Annotated in this window: 13 protein-coding genes; 6 read left to right on the top strand and 7 right to left on the bottom strand. The window is 55.2% G+C overall.

Annotated elements, in window-relative coordinates; all coding sequences use genetic code 11:
* The first annotated feature begins 25 nt into the window (after window positions 1-25).
* The 4 genes from I6G83_RS20315 to I6G83_RS20300 all read left to right on the top strand — a co-directional run bounded on the left by I6G83_RS20315 (window position 26) and on the right by I6G83_RS20300 (window position 5,116).
* Window positions 26-484 (top strand): (2Fe-2S)-binding protein, encoded by a 459-nt coding sequence (locus tag I6G83_RS20315; protein WP_054305882.1) that lies wholly within the window; start codon window positions 26-28, stop codon window positions 482-484.
* Complete coding sequence (locus I6G83_RS20310) at window positions 481-2,718, top strand: xanthine dehydrogenase family protein molybdopterin-binding subunit (RefSeq protein WP_054305883.1); 2,238 nt, start codon at window positions 481-483, stop codon at window positions 2,716-2,718. Before I6G83_RS20315 ends, I6G83_RS20310 begins: the two co-directional genes overlap by 4 nt.
* Window positions 2,719-2,744: 26 nt before the next feature.
* Window positions 2,745-4,085 carry a c-type cytochrome gene (locus I6G83_RS20305; RefSeq protein ID WP_062778907.1) on the top strand — a complete coding sequence of 447 codons (1,341 nt, stop codon included), beginning with the start codon at window positions 2,745-2,747 and terminating at the stop codon, window positions 4,083-4,085.
* A gap of 299 nt (window positions 4,086-4,384) precedes the next feature.
* Window positions 4,385-5,116, top strand: a complete 732-nt coding sequence (locus I6G83_RS20300) for an HNH endonuclease (RefSeq protein WP_072186184.1) — start codon at window positions 4,385-4,387, stop codon at window positions 5,114-5,116.
* A gap of 153 nt (window positions 5,117-5,269) precedes the next feature.
* Here I6G83_RS20300 and I6G83_RS20295 read toward each other — a convergent pair whose 3' ends face one another.
* Both I6G83_RS20295 and ychF read right to left on the bottom strand, forming a co-directional pair.
* Complete coding sequence (locus I6G83_RS20295) at window positions 5,270-5,701, bottom strand: hypothetical protein (protein WP_232238929.1); 432 nt, start codon at window positions 5,699-5,701, stop codon at window positions 5,270-5,272.
* 257 nt (window positions 5,702-5,958) lie between these two features.
* Entirely contained in the window at window positions 5,959-7,050 is a 1,092-nt protein-coding gene (gene ychF / locus I6G83_RS20290) for a redox-regulated ATPase YchF (RefSeq protein WP_015672659.1), read from the bottom strand.
* Window positions 7,051-7,404: 354 nt separating this feature from the next.
* On the opposite strand from ychF, the gene I6G83_RS20285 reads away from it, so the two are divergent.
* Window positions 7,405-8,880, top strand: coding sequence for a SulP family inorganic anion transporter (locus I6G83_RS20285; protein ID WP_054307646.1), 1,476 nt, complete (start codon window positions 7,405-7,407; stop codon window positions 8,878-8,880).
* 489 nt (window positions 8,881-9,369) lie between these two features.
* On the opposite strand, the gene pth is transcribed toward I6G83_RS20285, so the two are convergent.
* Window positions 9,370-9,960: an aminoacyl-tRNA hydrolase gene (gene pth / locus I6G83_RS20280; RefSeq protein WP_054307645.1), complete on the bottom strand. Its 591-nt coding sequence runs from the start codon at window positions 9,958-9,960 to the stop codon at window positions 9,370-9,372.
* Between the two features lie 310 nt (window positions 9,961-10,270).
* On the opposite strand from pth, the gene ychH reads away from it, so the two are divergent.
* Window positions 10,271-10,552: a stress-induced protein YchH gene (ychH, locus tag I6G83_RS20275; protein ID WP_015672656.1), complete on the top strand. Its 282-nt coding sequence runs from the start codon at window positions 10,271-10,273 to the stop codon at window positions 10,550-10,552.
* Window positions 10,553-10,724: 172 nt separating this feature from the next.
* Here ychH and prs read toward each other — a convergent pair whose 3' ends face one another.
* The 4 genes from prs to I6G83_RS20255 all read right to left on the bottom strand — a co-directional run bounded on the left by prs (window position 10,725) and on the right by I6G83_RS20255 (window position 14,718).
* Complete coding sequence (gene prs / locus I6G83_RS20270; RefSeq protein ID WP_015672655.1) at window positions 10,725-11,672, bottom strand: ribose-phosphate diphosphokinase; 948 nt, start codon at window positions 11,670-11,672, stop codon at window positions 10,725-10,727.
* Between the two features lie 180 nt (window positions 11,673-11,852).
* On the bottom strand, window positions 11,853-12,713 hold the full coding sequence (gene ispE / locus I6G83_RS20265; protein ID WP_054307644.1) for a 4-(cytidine 5'-diphospho)-2-C-methyl-D-erythritol kinase: 861 nt from the start codon (window positions 12,711-12,713) through the stop codon (window positions 11,853-11,855).
* Complete coding sequence (lolB, locus tag I6G83_RS20260) at window positions 12,710-13,333, bottom strand: lipoprotein insertase outer membrane protein LolB (protein ID WP_015672653.1); 624 nt, start codon at window positions 13,331-13,333, stop codon at window positions 12,710-12,712. Before lolB ends, ispE begins: the two co-directional genes overlap by 4 nt.
* Window positions 13,334-13,566: 233 nt before the next feature.
* Window positions 13,567-14,718, bottom strand: a complete 1,152-nt coding sequence (locus I6G83_RS20255) for a porin (protein ID WP_054307648.1) — start codon at window positions 14,716-14,718, stop codon at window positions 13,567-13,569.
* Between the last annotated feature and the right edge of the window lie 524 nt (window positions 14,719-15,242).

Here is a 15,242-nt window from a genome sequence, read left to right as displayed (position 1 = left end):
ACTACTTTATCTGGAGCGGTTAGCGATGGAACTCAACATCAATAATAAGATTTATCAGACCGATGCGGACGCGGATACGCCGCTGCTATGGGTTATCCGCGACGATTTGGCTATGACCGGGACAAAATATGGCTGCGGGCTGGCGCAGTGCGGCGCCTGTGCGGTGATGGTGGACGGCCAGGCCGTGCGTTCCTGCGTGACGCCGCTGGAGACCGTCGCCGGGAAAAAAATCACCACCATTGAAGCGATCGAAAGTGATGATGTCGGCCAGCGCGTGGTGGCGGCGTGGGTCAAGCATCAGGTACCGCAGTGCGGCTACTGTCAGTCAGGCCAGGTGATGGCGGCGACTGCCTTGTTGAAGCACAACGCTCATCCCTCGGACGAGGAGATTGCCGCGGCGATGGTCAATCTATGCCGCTGCGGCACCTACAACGCGATCGGCGCCGCCATTCATGAGGTTGCAGGGAAGGGAGACAAGGTATGAACCTACGCGATCACGATCTGGCAGCGCTGGGTGAGCAACCGGTTAATCTTTCACGGCGTCGTTTTCTGTTGGCCGGCGGCAGCCTGGCCGGCGTGCTGGTGCTGGGCGTCGGTTTGCCGGTTGGGCAGGGCCGCGCCCAGACGGCGCAGGCCAGCCCAGCGCCGGGCACGCGGGTGCCGGCATTTCTCGAAATCCGCCCGGATAGCTCGGTGAAATTCCTTTCGCCGTTTATCGAAGGCGGACAGGGAATATTTACCGCCATGGCGCAGATTGTGGGTGAAGAGCTGGATGCCGATCCGGCGACCTTTATCGTCGAGAATGCGCCGGCCGGTTCAGAGTATCAGGTGATGGATAGCGGGATGCGTATTACCGGCGGCAGCCAGTCGGTACGATCCAGCTACACCACCATGCGTCGTCTTGGCGCGCTGGCGCGGCAGATGCTGTTACAGGCTGCGGCGGCGCAGCTTTCCGTGCCGGTTGAGCAGCTGCATACCGAGCCGGGGTGCGTTATCCATGCGCTGTCCGGGCGCTCGCTGAGCTATGGCGAACTTGCCGCACGCGCACGCGATTTGGCGGTACCGTCGCCGGATTCGGTGACGCTGAAAGATCCCGCCCGGTTCCGCTGGATCGGCAAGCCGGTGCAGCGTCTTGATATGCACGAAAAATCGACCGGCAAGGCCGTCTATACCATCGACTGCCGCGTTGACGGCATGCTGCATGCTGCGGTCCAGCATGCGCCGCGGCTTGGTCTGCATGCCGGCCAGCTGCGTAATGAAGAGCAGGTTAAGGCGATGAAAGGCGTGCACTCGGTGCATGTACTGCCGGGGGCCGTTGCCGTGGTGGCGGAGCGCTGGTGGCAGGCGAAACGCGCCGCCGAAGCGCTGCAGGTTGAATGGCTGGAGCCTGACGCGCCGGACGGTAACTATATGCCTGCTGATTTTTCCTCCGAGGCGTTTGCCGCCGCGCTGGCGCAGGAGCCGGGCGAGGGGGAAGATGCGGAGGTGAAGGGCGAGCCGGCGCAGGCAATGTCAGCGGCGCAAACCACGTTGAGCGCAACCTATCACAGCCAGTATCTCAATCATGCCCAGCTTGAACCGCCTTCGGCGCTGGCGCGCTTCAATGACGACGGCACCCTGGAGCTGTGGATCCCGAATCAGGCGCCGGAAATGTTTCAGGCCGACGTGGCCAAACGCACCGGACTTGCCCCTGAAAAAATCATTATCCATTCACCGCTGCTCGGCGGCTTCTTTGGCCGCCACTTTGTTTACGATACCGCGATGGTTTATCCGCAGGCTATTGCGCTGGCCAAAGCGGTTGGCCGGCCTATCAAGCTGATCTGGAGCCGGGAAGAGGAATTCTTGCGCGATACCCATCGTCCGATGGCCGCGGTGCGCTTTCGCGCCGGCCTGGATGCAGAGGGCTATCCCGTGGCGCTGGAGGCTATCAGCATCTGCGAGGGACCGAGCGAAGCGCAGACAGGTAAACACGGCGACCAACTGGATCCCAGCGCGTTAGAAGGGCTGACGGGTAAAGCGTACGCCATTCCTAACGTGCGCATCGCGCAGATCTATAAAAAGGGGCCGGTCCGGCTGGGCTACTGGCGCTCGGTGGGCAACTCAATGAATGATTTCCTCTATGAGTGCTTCCTCGACGAGATTGCTGATAAAAGCAAGCTGGATCCTTTCGCCTTGCGCCTGCATTTATTGCAGGGAAGCCAGCGGCTGACGACGCTGCTTAACGCGGTGGCGGAGATGTCGGGCGGATGGCAGGCCGGTCCTTATACCGCGGCTGACGGCAGCCGCCGGGCGCGCGGCGTGGCGATGGCCTCGCCGTTTGGCAGCGAGGCGGCGGCGATTGCGGAGGTGTCCATCGAACAGGGCCAGGTAAGGGTGCATCAGGTGTGGGAGGCGATCGATCCCGGCAGCATCGTGAACCCGGCTATCATCGAGGCGCAGGTTAATAGTGCGGTTGCTCTCGGGCTGTCTCAGGTGTTGCTTGAGGAGAGCGTGTATGAGAAAGGGCAGCCGGTGGCGCGCAACTACGATATGTACCCGATTCTACCGCCGTCGCGCATGGCGCAGGTGCAGGTACGCATTATCGAGAGCGGCGCCAAAATGGGCGGCATCGGCGAACCGCCGCTGCCCGCCATACCGCCGGCCGTGGCGAATGCCGTCTCCCGCCTGACCGGCGAGCGGATCCGCAGCATGCCGCTGTCGCGTTTTAACTTTAGCTGAGCCGCAGGCGCTATAGGGAAAGAACCATGAAACTGAAAAGGCTTGGCCTGATAGTGGCCGGTTTGGTGGGTGCCGCCGCGGTGGCGACCGTGTGGCTGTTGCGCACGCCTGCCTCTACGTTTGATCATGCGCCGGCTGGCCAGCCGGCAGCCTCCGCCGATTTGATCCGCCAAGGGGAGTATGTCGCCCGGCTCGGCGACTGTGTGGCATGCCACAGTACGCCGGACGGCGCGCCTTTCAGCGGCGGCCTGGCGATGGCGACGCCGGTTGGCAAAATCTACACCACCAACATTACGCCGGATGACGAAACCGGCATCGGGCGCTATACGCTGGCCGATTTCGATCGTGCGGTGCGCCATGGCGTGGCGCGCGACGGCCATCGTCTGTATCCGGCGATGCCGTTTCCTTCCTACCAGAAGCTGAGTGATGAGGACGTGGCGGCGCTGTATGCCTTTATGATGCAGGGCGTTAAACCGGTATCCCGCCAGAATAGCCCGACGGAGATTCCGTGGCCGCTGAATATGCGCTGGCCGTTGGCGCTGTGGAGCGCGGCGTTTTCCCGCGGCGGGCCTTATCAGGTGCAGGAGAGCCAGAATGCGCTGTGGAACCGCGGCGCGTACCTGGTGGAAGGGCCGGGGCACTGCGGCAGTTGCCATACGCCGCGCGGGCTGGCCTTTAATGAGAAGGCGCTGGACGCCGGCAGTCAGGACTATCTGGCCGGCGCACTGTTGGACGGCTGGTATGCGCCAAGTCTGCGTAACGATGCCAATACCGGCATCAGCCGCTGGAGCGAAGAGGACGTGGTGACATTTCTGAAGCAGGGGCGTAACCAGCACGCCGTGGTGTTCGGCTCAATGACCGATGCGTTCAATAACTCAACCCAGTTTATGAGCGATGACGATCTGCGCGCGATCGCCCACTACCTGAAAGCCTTGCCGCCCGGCAGTAACAACCGCGGCAGCGCCTGGCAATATCCGCAGGGCACTGCAACGGCCGGCAGCGGGAGTCATCCCGGCAGGCAGACGTATATGGCGCGCTGCAGCAGCTGCCACGGGGCCGACGGCCGCGGTCAGACGCCGTGGATCCCACCGCTGGCCGGCGCGACCTCAATGCAGGTTGACGCTTCGTCTTCCATTAACGTAGTGCTGAACGGCTCTGCGCGCATAGTGGCGCACGGCGTACCCGACGCCTATCGCATGCCGCCGTACCGTAAACAGCTTACCGATCGGCAGACCGCCGAGGTGCTGAACTTTATCCGCACCTCGTGGGGGAATCAGGGCGCGGAGACGGATGCCAAAGCGGTGGGAGAGCTGCGTGAGAAGACCGATCCCGCCAGCAGCAGCGTTATTATCCTGCAGATGCGGTAGGGGGCGTATATGGGCAAACGGACTGAATGATAAGGTAAGTGCCGCTGGCGCCAGCAGCGTTGTGCGGCGCCGAATTTTGGCGGCTGAGATGAACGCCAACTTCTGGTTTGGAGCCTATGACTATACTAAGCCGGTATTATTGGTGCAGTATGGCGCCGTGTGGTAATCCGTCAAGTGAACCAGATTTTTGCAACAAGAGCATATCTTATCCAGCAGGTGCTATTTGTTGCGAATTACGAAATGGCTAGATATTCTGAGGTTAATTTTGAGAACCTATGATCCTCAGGGAGGATAGAGCGATGGTCAAGAGATCTGGTCGGACTTTCAAATATGGAGATATGCCAATAAGAGCAAAAACTGTTCAGGTGGTGCAGGAGCAGTTTGGCGGAGCAGCAACAGCCGTAGAGGTGGATGAATATTTGAAGTCTATTTATCCAAATTATAGGGATGATACTCGCCTCAATCTCATTGTTAATACTGTTAACTGCAATAGAAGTTACTGGAGCTTTAATAAAACAGCTAGAAGAACAGATGATGAGTCTCATCGGCACCATACATATGACCGGTTGTTTAAACGCGGGAATATATTTGAAATATATAATCCTTTAGTCCATGGCGTATGGGAATTATATGAAAACTCACAAGGGAAGTGGTGTTTTAGAGAGGTGAAATCTGAATTTGAAGAGGCTGTAGATGCTGCATCTAGACTATCATCTGGACAACGCAGTGAAATATTAGCTACCAAGAGTAAAAATCCCGATTTTATAGAGGTGACATCGCGAGTATTTAAGCGAAACCCATATGTTGTTGCAGAGGTTATATTTAGAGCCAATGGTAAATGTCAATGTTGTAAACGTGATGCGCCTTTCAAACGTGAAGATGGTACGCCATATCTTGAAGTTCATCATATCGAATGGCTGTCTAGAGGTGGAGAGGACTCTGTTGAAAATGCGATCGCGTTATGTCCTAACTGCCATAGGCAAGCCCACTACGGAGTGCTTAAATTATCTGCTATTAATTCATGCCATTAGGGTAGAAAAAACTTAAATGCTGCTTCTATGTGATCGTTTATCCGAGCGTGCTTCAGTATGAAGCCGCTCTTTGTTCTGAAAGGTTCACTTAATGTACTAGAGTATTTTGCTATGGTAAGTAATAATAAATAATTGACTTTGTAAAAAGTTTAACTATAGGAATAAAATATAAAGAAATGATATCATTAGATACAGATAACTAGATAGGAATCGCCAATTTCTTTTAATAACAAACAGAGTATTTCTATTTTTTCTGAACCCTCTCACTTTATCTAGTCTAAAATTAAGAGCATCTTTTTCAGACGGAGTAATGTTGGATTCTTTTATTTTATTAACTATTGATGACTCTGTTTCTGAAAACGAATGCTTGTGTTTTATTTTTAAAAGTTTTCCAGAGAATAGTAATATGGTGAGGATGAATGCGGTAATTTGAAACACATGGTTAGGTATTCCCCAACAACCAAAGGTTGTTAGCAGAGTCCATTCTGCTACTGATTCCTTCTGCAGACTCTTCCACCATTGGTTCATATCATTTGCATACAGCCTTATGTCTTTTTTTATAGCTTGGTAATTTCTGCTGCTCACATTAATTTCCTTTTTATATGTACTGTAAGAAGCTATTTGTTTATGACAATTCGCTCCTAGTTAATCATGTTATTTTGAATGCTGGCGAAATCAGCAATTGTTGTAGGTTTTATCTATTTTTATATTAAATGCTATTTTTTCAATTTCAAGAAATTATGATTAAAATCGTAATGCCTTGTTAATGAAAAATCCACGCAATTGCGTGGATTTTATAAGGATTAATCGTTTTTCTCAGGCATTCTGCGATGCCGTATGACTTAGACGTTAAACAAGAAGTTCATCACGTCGCCGTCTTTGACGATGTACTCTTTACCTTCCGAGCGCATTTTGCCGGCTTCTTTCGCGCCTTGCTCGCCCTTGTAGGTAATGAAATCGTCAAAGGCGATGGTCTGCGCGCGGATAAAGCCTTTCTCGAAGTCGGTGTGGATCTTGCCGGCCGCCTGCGGGGCGGTAGCGCCGACCGGGATGGTCCAGGCGCGCACTTCTTTGACGCCGGCGGTGAAGTAGGTCTGCAGGTTCAGCAGCTGGTAACCGGCGCGGATCACGCGGTTCAGGCCCGGTTCTTCCAGACCCAGCTCGGCCATAAACTCGTCGCGCTCTTCGTCATCCAGTTCGGCAATGTCGGATTCGACGGCGGCGCAGACGGCCACTACCACCGAGCCTTCAGCGGCGGCGATTTCACGCACTTTGTCGAGGTACGGGTTATTTTCAAAACCGTCTTCGTTCACGTTGGCGATGTACATGGTCGGCTTCAGCGTCAGGAAGCTCAGGTAGCGGATGGCCGCTTTCTCTTCCGCGCTCAGATCCAGTGCGCGCAGCATGCCGGCGTTTTCCAGGTGCGGCAGGCATTTTTCCAGCGCCGCCAGTTCGGCCTTGGCGTCTTTGTCGCCGCCTTTGGCTTTCTTCTGGATGCGGTGCATGGCGCGTTCACAGGTGTCCAGATCGGACAGCGCCAGCTCGGTGTTGATCACATCAATGTCCGACGCCGGATCAACCTGGCCGGAAACGTGGATGATGTTGTCGTTTTCAAAGCAGCGCACTACGTGGCCGATCGCTTCGGTTTCGCGGATGTTGGTCAGGAACTGGTTACCCAGACCTTCACCTTTGGAAGCGCCTTTCACCAGGCCCGCGATATCGACGAATTCCATGGTGGTCGGCAGGATGCGCTGAGGCTTGACGATCTCGGCCAGCTGGTCCAGACGCGGATCGGGCATCGGAACCACACCGGTGTTCGGTTCAATGGTGCAGAACGGGAAGTTGGCTGCTTCGATACCCGCTTTGGTCAACGCGTTGAACAGGGTGGATTTGCCTACGTTTGGCAGGCCGACGATACCGCATTTGAATCCCATGTTGTAATCACCTTAAATATCTTAACTAACAGCCAGTTAGCATTAACTGGCCGCATAAAGGGCAGAATAATTGCGTCATTATACACGTAATGCGCATCTATCACGATCCCGGCGTTAGGTCTGAGAGTTTTGCTTACGAAGTTTGTGTTGAGATCTTGCTCACGTTTCAACATACTGTTCACTATCTTTAACCAACCGGAAACGTGCGGATGTACTTCTTGCCTACGCCACCCTGATTTTTCCCGCCAGCTTACTCTCTTTGTAACAGCATTGGCCTGGCGCCAGCGCTGATGTTTTTCGCTGCCTGCTTCAGGCATGCGCAGTTGTTGTACCCTCAGACTATCTGGAAAATGTATGTTTAACCTGAGCAACCTCAGGCTGGCGGACGTCAAGAATGAAGTCCTGGCCGGTTTTGTTGTCGCAGTATCCATGATCCCGGAAGCCGTCGGCTTCTCCCTGGTCGGCGGGCTGTCGCCCATCGTCGGCCTGCATACCGCCTTTATTATCGGCCTGACCACGGCGCTGTTCGGCGGCAAACCCGGCATGGTATCCGGTGCGGCCGGCTCCATCGTGGTGGTGTTAATGAGCCTGTCGGCCCAGCACGGTATGGATTACGTACTGTGGGCGACCCTGCTTGCCGGCGTGATTCAAATTCTGATCGGCGTTTTCCGCCTGGGCAAATTTATTCGTCTGGTGCCGCTGCCGGCGATTCACGGCTTCGTCAACGGGTTGGCGATCGTGATTATGCTGGCTCAGCTGCATATGGTCGCCGGGCAGGGGCCGCTGATGTATGGTCTGGTGCTGCTGGCGATTTTGGTGGTGGTGTTTTTCCCGCGCCTGACCAAGGCGATCCCGTCATCGCTGGCGGCGTTGATCGTGGTGTCCGCGCTGGCGATCGGCCTGGGGCTGAATACGCTGCGGGTGGGGGATTTGGCGGATATCTCCGGCAGCCTGCCGCACTTTAGCCTGCCGATGGCGCCGTTTACGCTCGATATGCTGAAGGTGGTGCTGCCATACGCTGTGATTATCGCGCTGGTCGGTTTGATCGAGTCGCTGTTAACCATGACGGTGCTAGATGAAATGGGCAACAGCAAAGGCAACGGCAACCGGGAAAGTATTGCTCAGGGGGCAGGGAACACCCTGTGCGGGCTGTTTGGCTGTTTTGCCGGTTGTGCGATGATCGGGCAGTCGATCATTAACTTCACCTCCGGCGGCCGCAGGCGTATCTCTGCGGCGGTTGGCGCGGTGTTGCTGATTCTGTTTGTGGTCAGCCTGTCATCCTATATTGGTTATATTCCCGTTGCCGCACTGGCCGGGATTATGCTGGTGGTGTGCTATAACACCTTTGAGTGGAGTTCATTGCGTCGCTTAAAAAGAATGCCGAAAGAGGATGCCTTTATTCTGCTTACCGTTACCCTGATTACGGTATTCGCAGATTTGGCCGTGGCGGTGATCAGCGGCGTAATTATTTCGGCGTTGGTGTTTGCCTGGAAACAGGCGAAAATATCTATTCGTGATAAAAAGGAAGAAAACAACACCGTTATTTATTCTTTAGCGGGGCCGCTATTTTTTGGCTCCACCACGGATTTTGCCGAACTATTCGACCCGGCAAACGACCCTGCGCTGGTTATTTTAGATTTTGCGCAGACGAGGGTGATGGATTCCAGCGGCGTTGAGGCAATTGATAAGCTCACCGCACGCTATCTGGCCGCCGGTAAGACGGTACGTCTGCGACATCTCAGTGCCGACTGCGTCAGTTTGCTGAAACAGGCCGGTCCGTTCTGCCTCCATGAGCTTGACGACCCCACCTATCGCGTAGCGGCGGACTGATGTACCAAACCCCAATAATAAATATTATTGGGGTTTTTCCTAAGACTAGTCCATTAAAAAAATAATCATTTTCTATTTATTGCATCGCCGAAGATAAACTTTTTTGTAAAGTTTTGGATGTGATTTATGGTTGTGTGCATTGAGGGCTTGGCTATTTCAGCTTTTCATTCTTTAGGTGCCTGGGGGATATCAAGGAGGATAGGTTAAATGAATGGGATATTTATTTATATAGCGCCAGGTTTATCAATTCTATCATTACTTTCTTTTTCACTACATAGCCGTAATAGGCTGAAGAAAAAGCCCGTGCAGCGTCATTGGCTCAGAAAAAGGCGCCATTCTTTACGCCGACGTCTGGGCGTTACTCGCCTCACATCGCATTCCCGTTCGCCTCAGGCGGCAAATTGTAGTGAAGCATCATGCCTGTGCCACCTCTGTACGGCGGAAAGCAAAGTCAGGCTGCGCAGCAATCACGCAACCTGACATAGGCACTTAGCTGCCGGCTTTAAACGCGTGCAGACGGTTCATGGCCTTGGTCATGCCGTCTTTTAGCAGCACCTCGGTGCAACGCAGCGATTCATCGATGGCGTCATCGATCAGGCTCTGCTCGCTGGCCGGCGGTTTACCCAGCACGAATCCCACCACCTTGTTGCGGTCGCCCGGATGGCCGATGCCAATCCGCAGGCGATAAAAGTTCGGGTTATTCGCCATCTTGCTCTGGATATCCTTTAAACCGTTATGACCACCGTTGCTGCCGCCCAGCTTTAACTTGGCGACGCCCGGCGGCAAATCGAGTTCATCGTGGGCGACCAGGATCTCATCCGGCTGGATGCGATAGAACGACGCCATGGCCGCAACGGCTTTACCACTCAAATTCATAAAGGTGGTCGGCACCAGCAGGCGAACGTCGTTCCCGGCCAGGTTCAGACGTGCGGTATAGCCGAAGAATTTGCCTTCCTCTTTCAGCGGCTGGTTATGGCGTTGCGCCAGTTGATCTACATACCAGGCGCCGGCATTGTGGCGCGTCTGCGCATATTCGGCGCCAGGGTTGGCCAGGCCGACAATCAATTTGATACTGCTCACGGAGAGATTCACTCTGCTCAAAATAATGGAAAGGGCATTAGTCTACCTTCCGCGGCGCCGAATGACAAAACGCGTCGCATCCGGCGGTAAATGGCAGCTCATTACTTGCAAAAGTTAATAATGCAGATGGGTTATAGTTCAGGTTTAGAGGGATCTGCCGCTGCTAAAGTAAAGAATTGTCAGTATTAATTGCACATCTGTGATCGCCAGCGCAATACCCTTGCTGCGGGAGTGTCTATAATTAATTCATCAAAGGGAGTTAACAATTACTTATTCATCCCGCTGGCATTTAGCGCTATGGAGGTGACATATGAAACGTAAAAACGCGGATGTGATTGGTAACGTTCTGATGGGGCTTGGGCTGTTGGTGATGATTGGCGGCGTTGGCTATTCCATTGTCGCCGAGGTTTCGCAGTTCAATTTGCCGCAGTTCTTCTCTCACGGGGCGATATTCAGCATATTTATTGGCGCCCTGTTGTGGCTGGCCGGCGCGCGTATCGGCGGACGCGAACAGGTTGCGGATCGCTACTGGTGGGTAAAACACTTTGACAAGCGTTGCCGCAATAGCCAGCACCACCATTCATCGCATTAGTCATTACGTTGAGGAGACCGGTTGACCGCAAGGCGTGGTGACGCGTAATCAGGTTTGACGCTATGAACGCTTTAACATAGAAAACCCGTTGTTGCTGACGCTTCAACGGGTTTTTCTTTTACTGCGTCTGGCAAACTCTACATCGGCGCGGGCTGTCCGCGCCGATGGCGAATTAATGCTCGAACATCGCAGAGATTGACTCTTCATTGCTGATGCGGCGGATGGCTTCTGCCATCATGCCGGACAGCGTCAGAGTACGTACGTTTTTCAGTGCCTTGATTTCTGGCGACAGCGGGATGGTGTCGCAGACGATCACTTCATCAATCACGGAGTTCTTGATGTTGTCCACGGCGTTGCCGGAGAAGATCGGGTGCGTCGCGTAGGCGAATACGCGCTTGGCACCGCGCTCTTTCAGAGCTTCTGCCGCTTTACACAAGGTGCCGCCGGTATCGATCATGTCATCGACCAGGATGCAGTCGCGGCCGGCAACGTCACCGATGATGTGCATGACCTGAGAAACGTTGGCGCGTGGACGACGTTTATCAATAATGGCCATATCGGTATCGTTGAGCAGCTTGGCGATTGCACGGGCGCGTACCACGCCGCCGATATCCGGAGAAACGACGATCGGGTTTTCCAGGTTCTGCTGCAGCATATCTTCCAGCAGAATCGGGCTGCCGAACACGTTATCAACCGGCACGTCGAAGAAGCCTTGGATCTGTTCAGCATGCAAATCCACGGTCAGCACGCGGTCAACCCCGACGCTGGACAGGAAGTCGGCAACCACTTTGGCGGTGATTGGCACACGCGCCGAGCGTACGCGACGGTCCTGACGGGCATAGCCGAAGTAGGGGATAACGGCGGTGATGCGGCCTGCAGAAGCGCGCCGCAGGGCATCGACCATCACAACCAGTTCCATCAGGTTGTCATTGGTGGGTGCGCAGGTGGACTGGATGATGAAAATATCACCGCCGCGTACATTTTCGTTGATTTGCACGCTCACTTCGCCGTCGCTAAAACGACCTACAGCGGCGTCACCAAGGCTGGTGTACAAACGGTTGGCAATACGTTGTGCTAGTTCCGGGGTGGCGTTACCAGCAAAAAGCTTCATATCAGGCACGAGAAGAACCTCAGGCTTGCGTCCAGAGAAGATGCTATTGACGGCCGGCCAGCCTCAAGGGGCTGTTGAGCATGGCTGCCGCAATAGACATACGGGTATGTAAAACTTATGAGGCGTAGTAGCGCAGGGATACAGGGCCGAATAATACGGGCCCTGCGCAACGAAACGTCGAGCTACGACTCAAATTTGCCCGGAACGGGTACGATGTAGTGGTGAAATGTTAACGCCACGCGCTACAAAACCACGCAACCACGCCGGGGCTTGATTTAACACCTGGCGGGCTTCGGGCTCGGTGTTGAACTCTGCAAACACACAAGCACCTGTGCCGGTCAGGCGTGACGGCGCGTATTGTAACAGCCAAGAAAGAAGCTGTTCAACCTCGCGAAAACGTTTTCTTGCGATCGGTTCGCAATCATTGGCGTATGGCAATTGCAACAGTTCATTTAACGGCCGCACCGGCGTGTCGCGTTTCAGTTCGGCGTCGCCGAAAATCAGCGGCGTGGGAATGCTGACGCCGGGGTGGGCGACCAGGTACCACTTTTCCTGCGGGTCGGCGGGCTGCAGCCGTTCACCGATGCCCTCGGCGAATGCGGCGTGGCCGCGTACAAAAACCGGTACATCCGCGCCGAGGCTCAGCCCCAGTTCGGCCAGTTGCTCATCGCTGAGGCCGCACTGCCACAGGCTGTTCAGCGCCACCAGCACCGTCGCCGCGTTTGACGAACCGCCGCCCAGACCGCCGCCCATCGGCAGCACTTTCTCTATACGGATGTCGGCGCCGCGCGGCGGCGTGGCGATCTGCCGTTCATCGCAGTAGCGCTGCAGCAGGCGCGCGGCGCGCACGATCAGATTGTGTTCATCCTCTACGCCGTCCACCGGCGTCAGCAGGCGGATCTGCCCGTCCTGACGCGGGATGATGGTCAGCGTGTCGCCGTAATCGAGAAACTGAAACAGCGTCTGCAGCTGGTGGTAGCCGTCTGCGCGACGGCCGGTGATATATAAAAACAGGTTTAACTTTGCCGGCGAGGGCCACTGCTGAATCATTTGAGCGTCCAGTTATCCATTTTCAGCTTGATGCGTTGGTCGCCCTGTTGCAGTTCCAGACGGCTTGGCAGCTGGGGCTGAGTATCGCTGTTATAGTCCTGATAGCTGACTTTCCAGCTCAGGCCCTCCTGCTGGTAATTCAGTTTGCTCAGGCGGTAGCGGTCATCCAGGGTAAAATCGGTGGCTTCCCCGGGCAGGCCGAGCATCCACTGGCGCAGATTGTTCATCGGGATCGCCATGCCGGTCATCTTGCGGATCATCTCCTCGGCGTTATCACTGACGTAGCGCTTGCCCTGATTATCGGTCAGCTGCACCACGTTTTTCTGCACGTTCAGCTCCAGCTCGGTGCTGCCGAGCGGGTTGGTCAGCAGCAGACGGTAGCGATCCGCCGAATATTGCTGCCAGAAGAAGCGGGCATAGACCTTTTTGCTGTCGGACAGGTAGGCGAAAGCGCCGCGGGTCTGATACTGGTTCAGCTGCTGCACCGCCTGCTCATGGGCGCGCCATTCGGGAGACGTCGGGCTGGTGGCCGGGCCGGTCGGCCGGGTAGTGGTACAGGCCGCCAGCACCAGGCTGGCCAGCGGGATAAGGCGTAGCAAACTGACTTTGCGGATAGGCATAACGATTTATTGTCCTTTTGTCCTGGCGGGCTGACGTTACGTCACCCATTTTTGCCACCACGCTAACGGCACGGGCGCGCAGCGTCAATACTCTGCTGCAGCGCGTCCGGGTCAGAGCGGACGGATGCTCATAGTGTACGCGGAGATGGGCGGAAGGATGTAGCAAGAAGATGAAAAATGCGGTTTTTTCTTAGAAACGGGGCGCCGCGCCGACAAGGCGGGCGCCCGTACGATCAGAAGTCGTAACGCAGACGTACGACGGTCATATCGCCAAGGTTGTCGGTGCTGGAGGTGAACACGTGCTCCACATCGGTACGGAAGCCGTAGTCGAACTGGAAGGTGATGCCCAGGCCGTTATCGATACGCTGATAGTTGCGGCCGCTGACGTATTCCAGGCGATCGCCCATCACGTAAGGGGTGACGGATTTCAGCGCATACTGACCCACCGGTGCGGTGTAGCCGGCGTAGTATTCAATACCCCAGGCGTCGCCGGCGAAGTAATTGTGCACGTCGGTCTGCTTGGTGGTCAGGAAGTTATTGTACCAGCCGCCGCCGAAGCTGAAGGTCCAGTTGTCAGGCTTCCAGCTCAGCGCAGTGCCCAGAATGTTCTGGTCGTAGGTTTTGCTGTCGCCGCCGGTCGGGTCACGCATTTCCGCCCGGGTGTAGTTCCACGCGGTGCCCCAGGTCAGATCGCGGGTCAGGTGGTAATCGACGCCCAGTGAGCCGCCGCCTTTACGCTTGTAGCGCAGGCCGTTGCCCGGCAGGTAGTCGCTGTCGTTGAACAGGTAAGAGGCGTATACGTCGGCATCGCCGAAGGTCTGCTTGTATTTCAGCATCTTGCGGGAACGGTAAGAACCGTCGTAGTCGCCGTTGATGCCGTTGCCCGGCGCCTGGGCCAGCATGTCGTAGTCCCAGATATCGGTTTTCGCGCCGACGACATCATAATAAACGCTGTTTTGCTGGCCGAAGGTCAGCTGGCCCCAGGTCTTGCTCTTCAGACCGGTGTACAGCATACGGCGGCTGGTGTTGTTGGCGCCGTCGGCGTAGTGGTTGTCCCAGTCGAACAGGGCCGGGATGTTGACGCCCAGTTCGTAGTAGCTGATCCAGCTGATGTCGTCGAACAGGTAGTAGTCAGCGGCAAAGCGGAAGCGGGTGCCGCCGTCGAAACCGTTGCGTTTGTAAGAGCCTTTATCGCCGTCGCCGGTCATCATATTGAACTGCGGACGGATGCTGCCGCCGACGGTAAAGTTGAGACGGCTCAGCGGATCGCCGGCCTGCGGATCCTGCTTCAGTAAGGTGATTTCCGCCTGGGCGGCAAAGGCGCTGCAGCCGGCGATCAGGCCAACGGCCACGCCGCGGGCTAAACGACTCATTTTATGTGCCATATCCATACCTGCTTTTTATATTTATACAATTTTTAATTCCGACGAATGGCACGTATCGATGCGCAAACCATCCGCGGCGTCTTTTATAATGCATTATCGTTTCGTGAGCCGATGATATCCGGGCAGAAGCGATAAACCGCTATTATTCGCTATGTACGAATTTATACGGCGCGGAATTATGCGAACAGCCGGACAGAAATTCAATAATAACAGTTGGGAAGGTTGCCAATGGTTATAATCATAACCAACTATTGATTAACGTCCGTACAGATTCAGCGACAGAGAGCTTTGGCGCGGCGAATTTTATCTGGCCGGCAAAAAGCGCTAAACTAGGCATAACTTGCGATCGTTACCTGATGTCATCGGCCAGCGGCGTCGATTCTTTAGTTTTGATCGCCATTATAAATTAATGGTTTGTTTTTAAGCGGTTGTTTGATGTGTAGCGGCGATGGCAGCGATTGGGCGTAAGATGCGCTTGTTGCTTTTATTGATGCCGCGCATCAAGTAGAATGCCGTCAACGAAA

The organism is Serratia rubidaea (genome assembly GCF_016026735.1).
GTDB classification, from domain to species: Bacteria; Pseudomonadota; Gammaproteobacteria; order Enterobacterales; family Enterobacteriaceae; genus Serratia_B; species Serratia_B rubidaea.
The sequence above is the reverse complement of the archived record's forward strand: the minus strand, read 5'-3'. Positions and strand labels throughout refer to the sequence as shown.

Excerpts from the sequence above, each read along its gene's own strand:
- I6G83_RS20255 (WP_054307648.1), bottom strand. The coding sequence starts at position 14,718 with ATGGCACATAAAATGAGTCGTTTAGCCCGCGGCGTGGCCGTTGGCCTG.
- ispE (WP_054307644.1), bottom strand. The coding sequence starts at position 12,713 with ATGATTCAGCAGTGGCCCTCGCCGGCAAAGTTAAACCTGTTTTTATAT.
- I6G83_RS20285 (WP_054307646.1), top strand. The coding sequence starts at position 7,405 with ATGTTTAACCTGAGCAACCTCAGGCTGGCGGACGTCAAGAATGAAGTC.
- ychH (WP_015672656.1), top strand. The coding sequence starts at position 10,271 with ATGAAACGTAAAAACGCGGATGTGATTGGTAACGTTCTGATGGGGCTT.
- I6G83_RS20300 (WP_072186184.1), top strand. The coding sequence starts at position 4,385 with ATGGTCAAGAGATCTGGTCGGACTTTCAAATATGGAGATATGCCAATA.
- ychF (WP_015672659.1), bottom strand. The coding sequence starts at position 7,050 with ATGGGATTCAAATGCGGTATCGTCGGCCTGCCAAACGTAGGCAAATCC.
- I6G83_RS20310 (WP_054305883.1), top strand. The coding sequence starts at position 481 with ATGAACCTACGCGATCACGATCTGGCAGCGCTGGGTGAGCAACCGGTT.
- I6G83_RS20315 (WP_054305882.1), top strand. The coding sequence starts at position 26 with ATGGAACTCAACATCAATAATAAGATTTATCAGACCGATGCGGACGCG.
- I6G83_RS20305 (WP_062778907.1), top strand. The coding sequence starts at position 2,745 with ATGAAACTGAAAAGGCTTGGCCTGATAGTGGCCGGTTTGGTGGGTGCC.
- lolB (WP_015672653.1), bottom strand. The coding sequence starts at position 13,333 with ATGCCTATCCGCAAAGTCAGTTTGCTACGCCTTATCCCGCTGGCCAGC.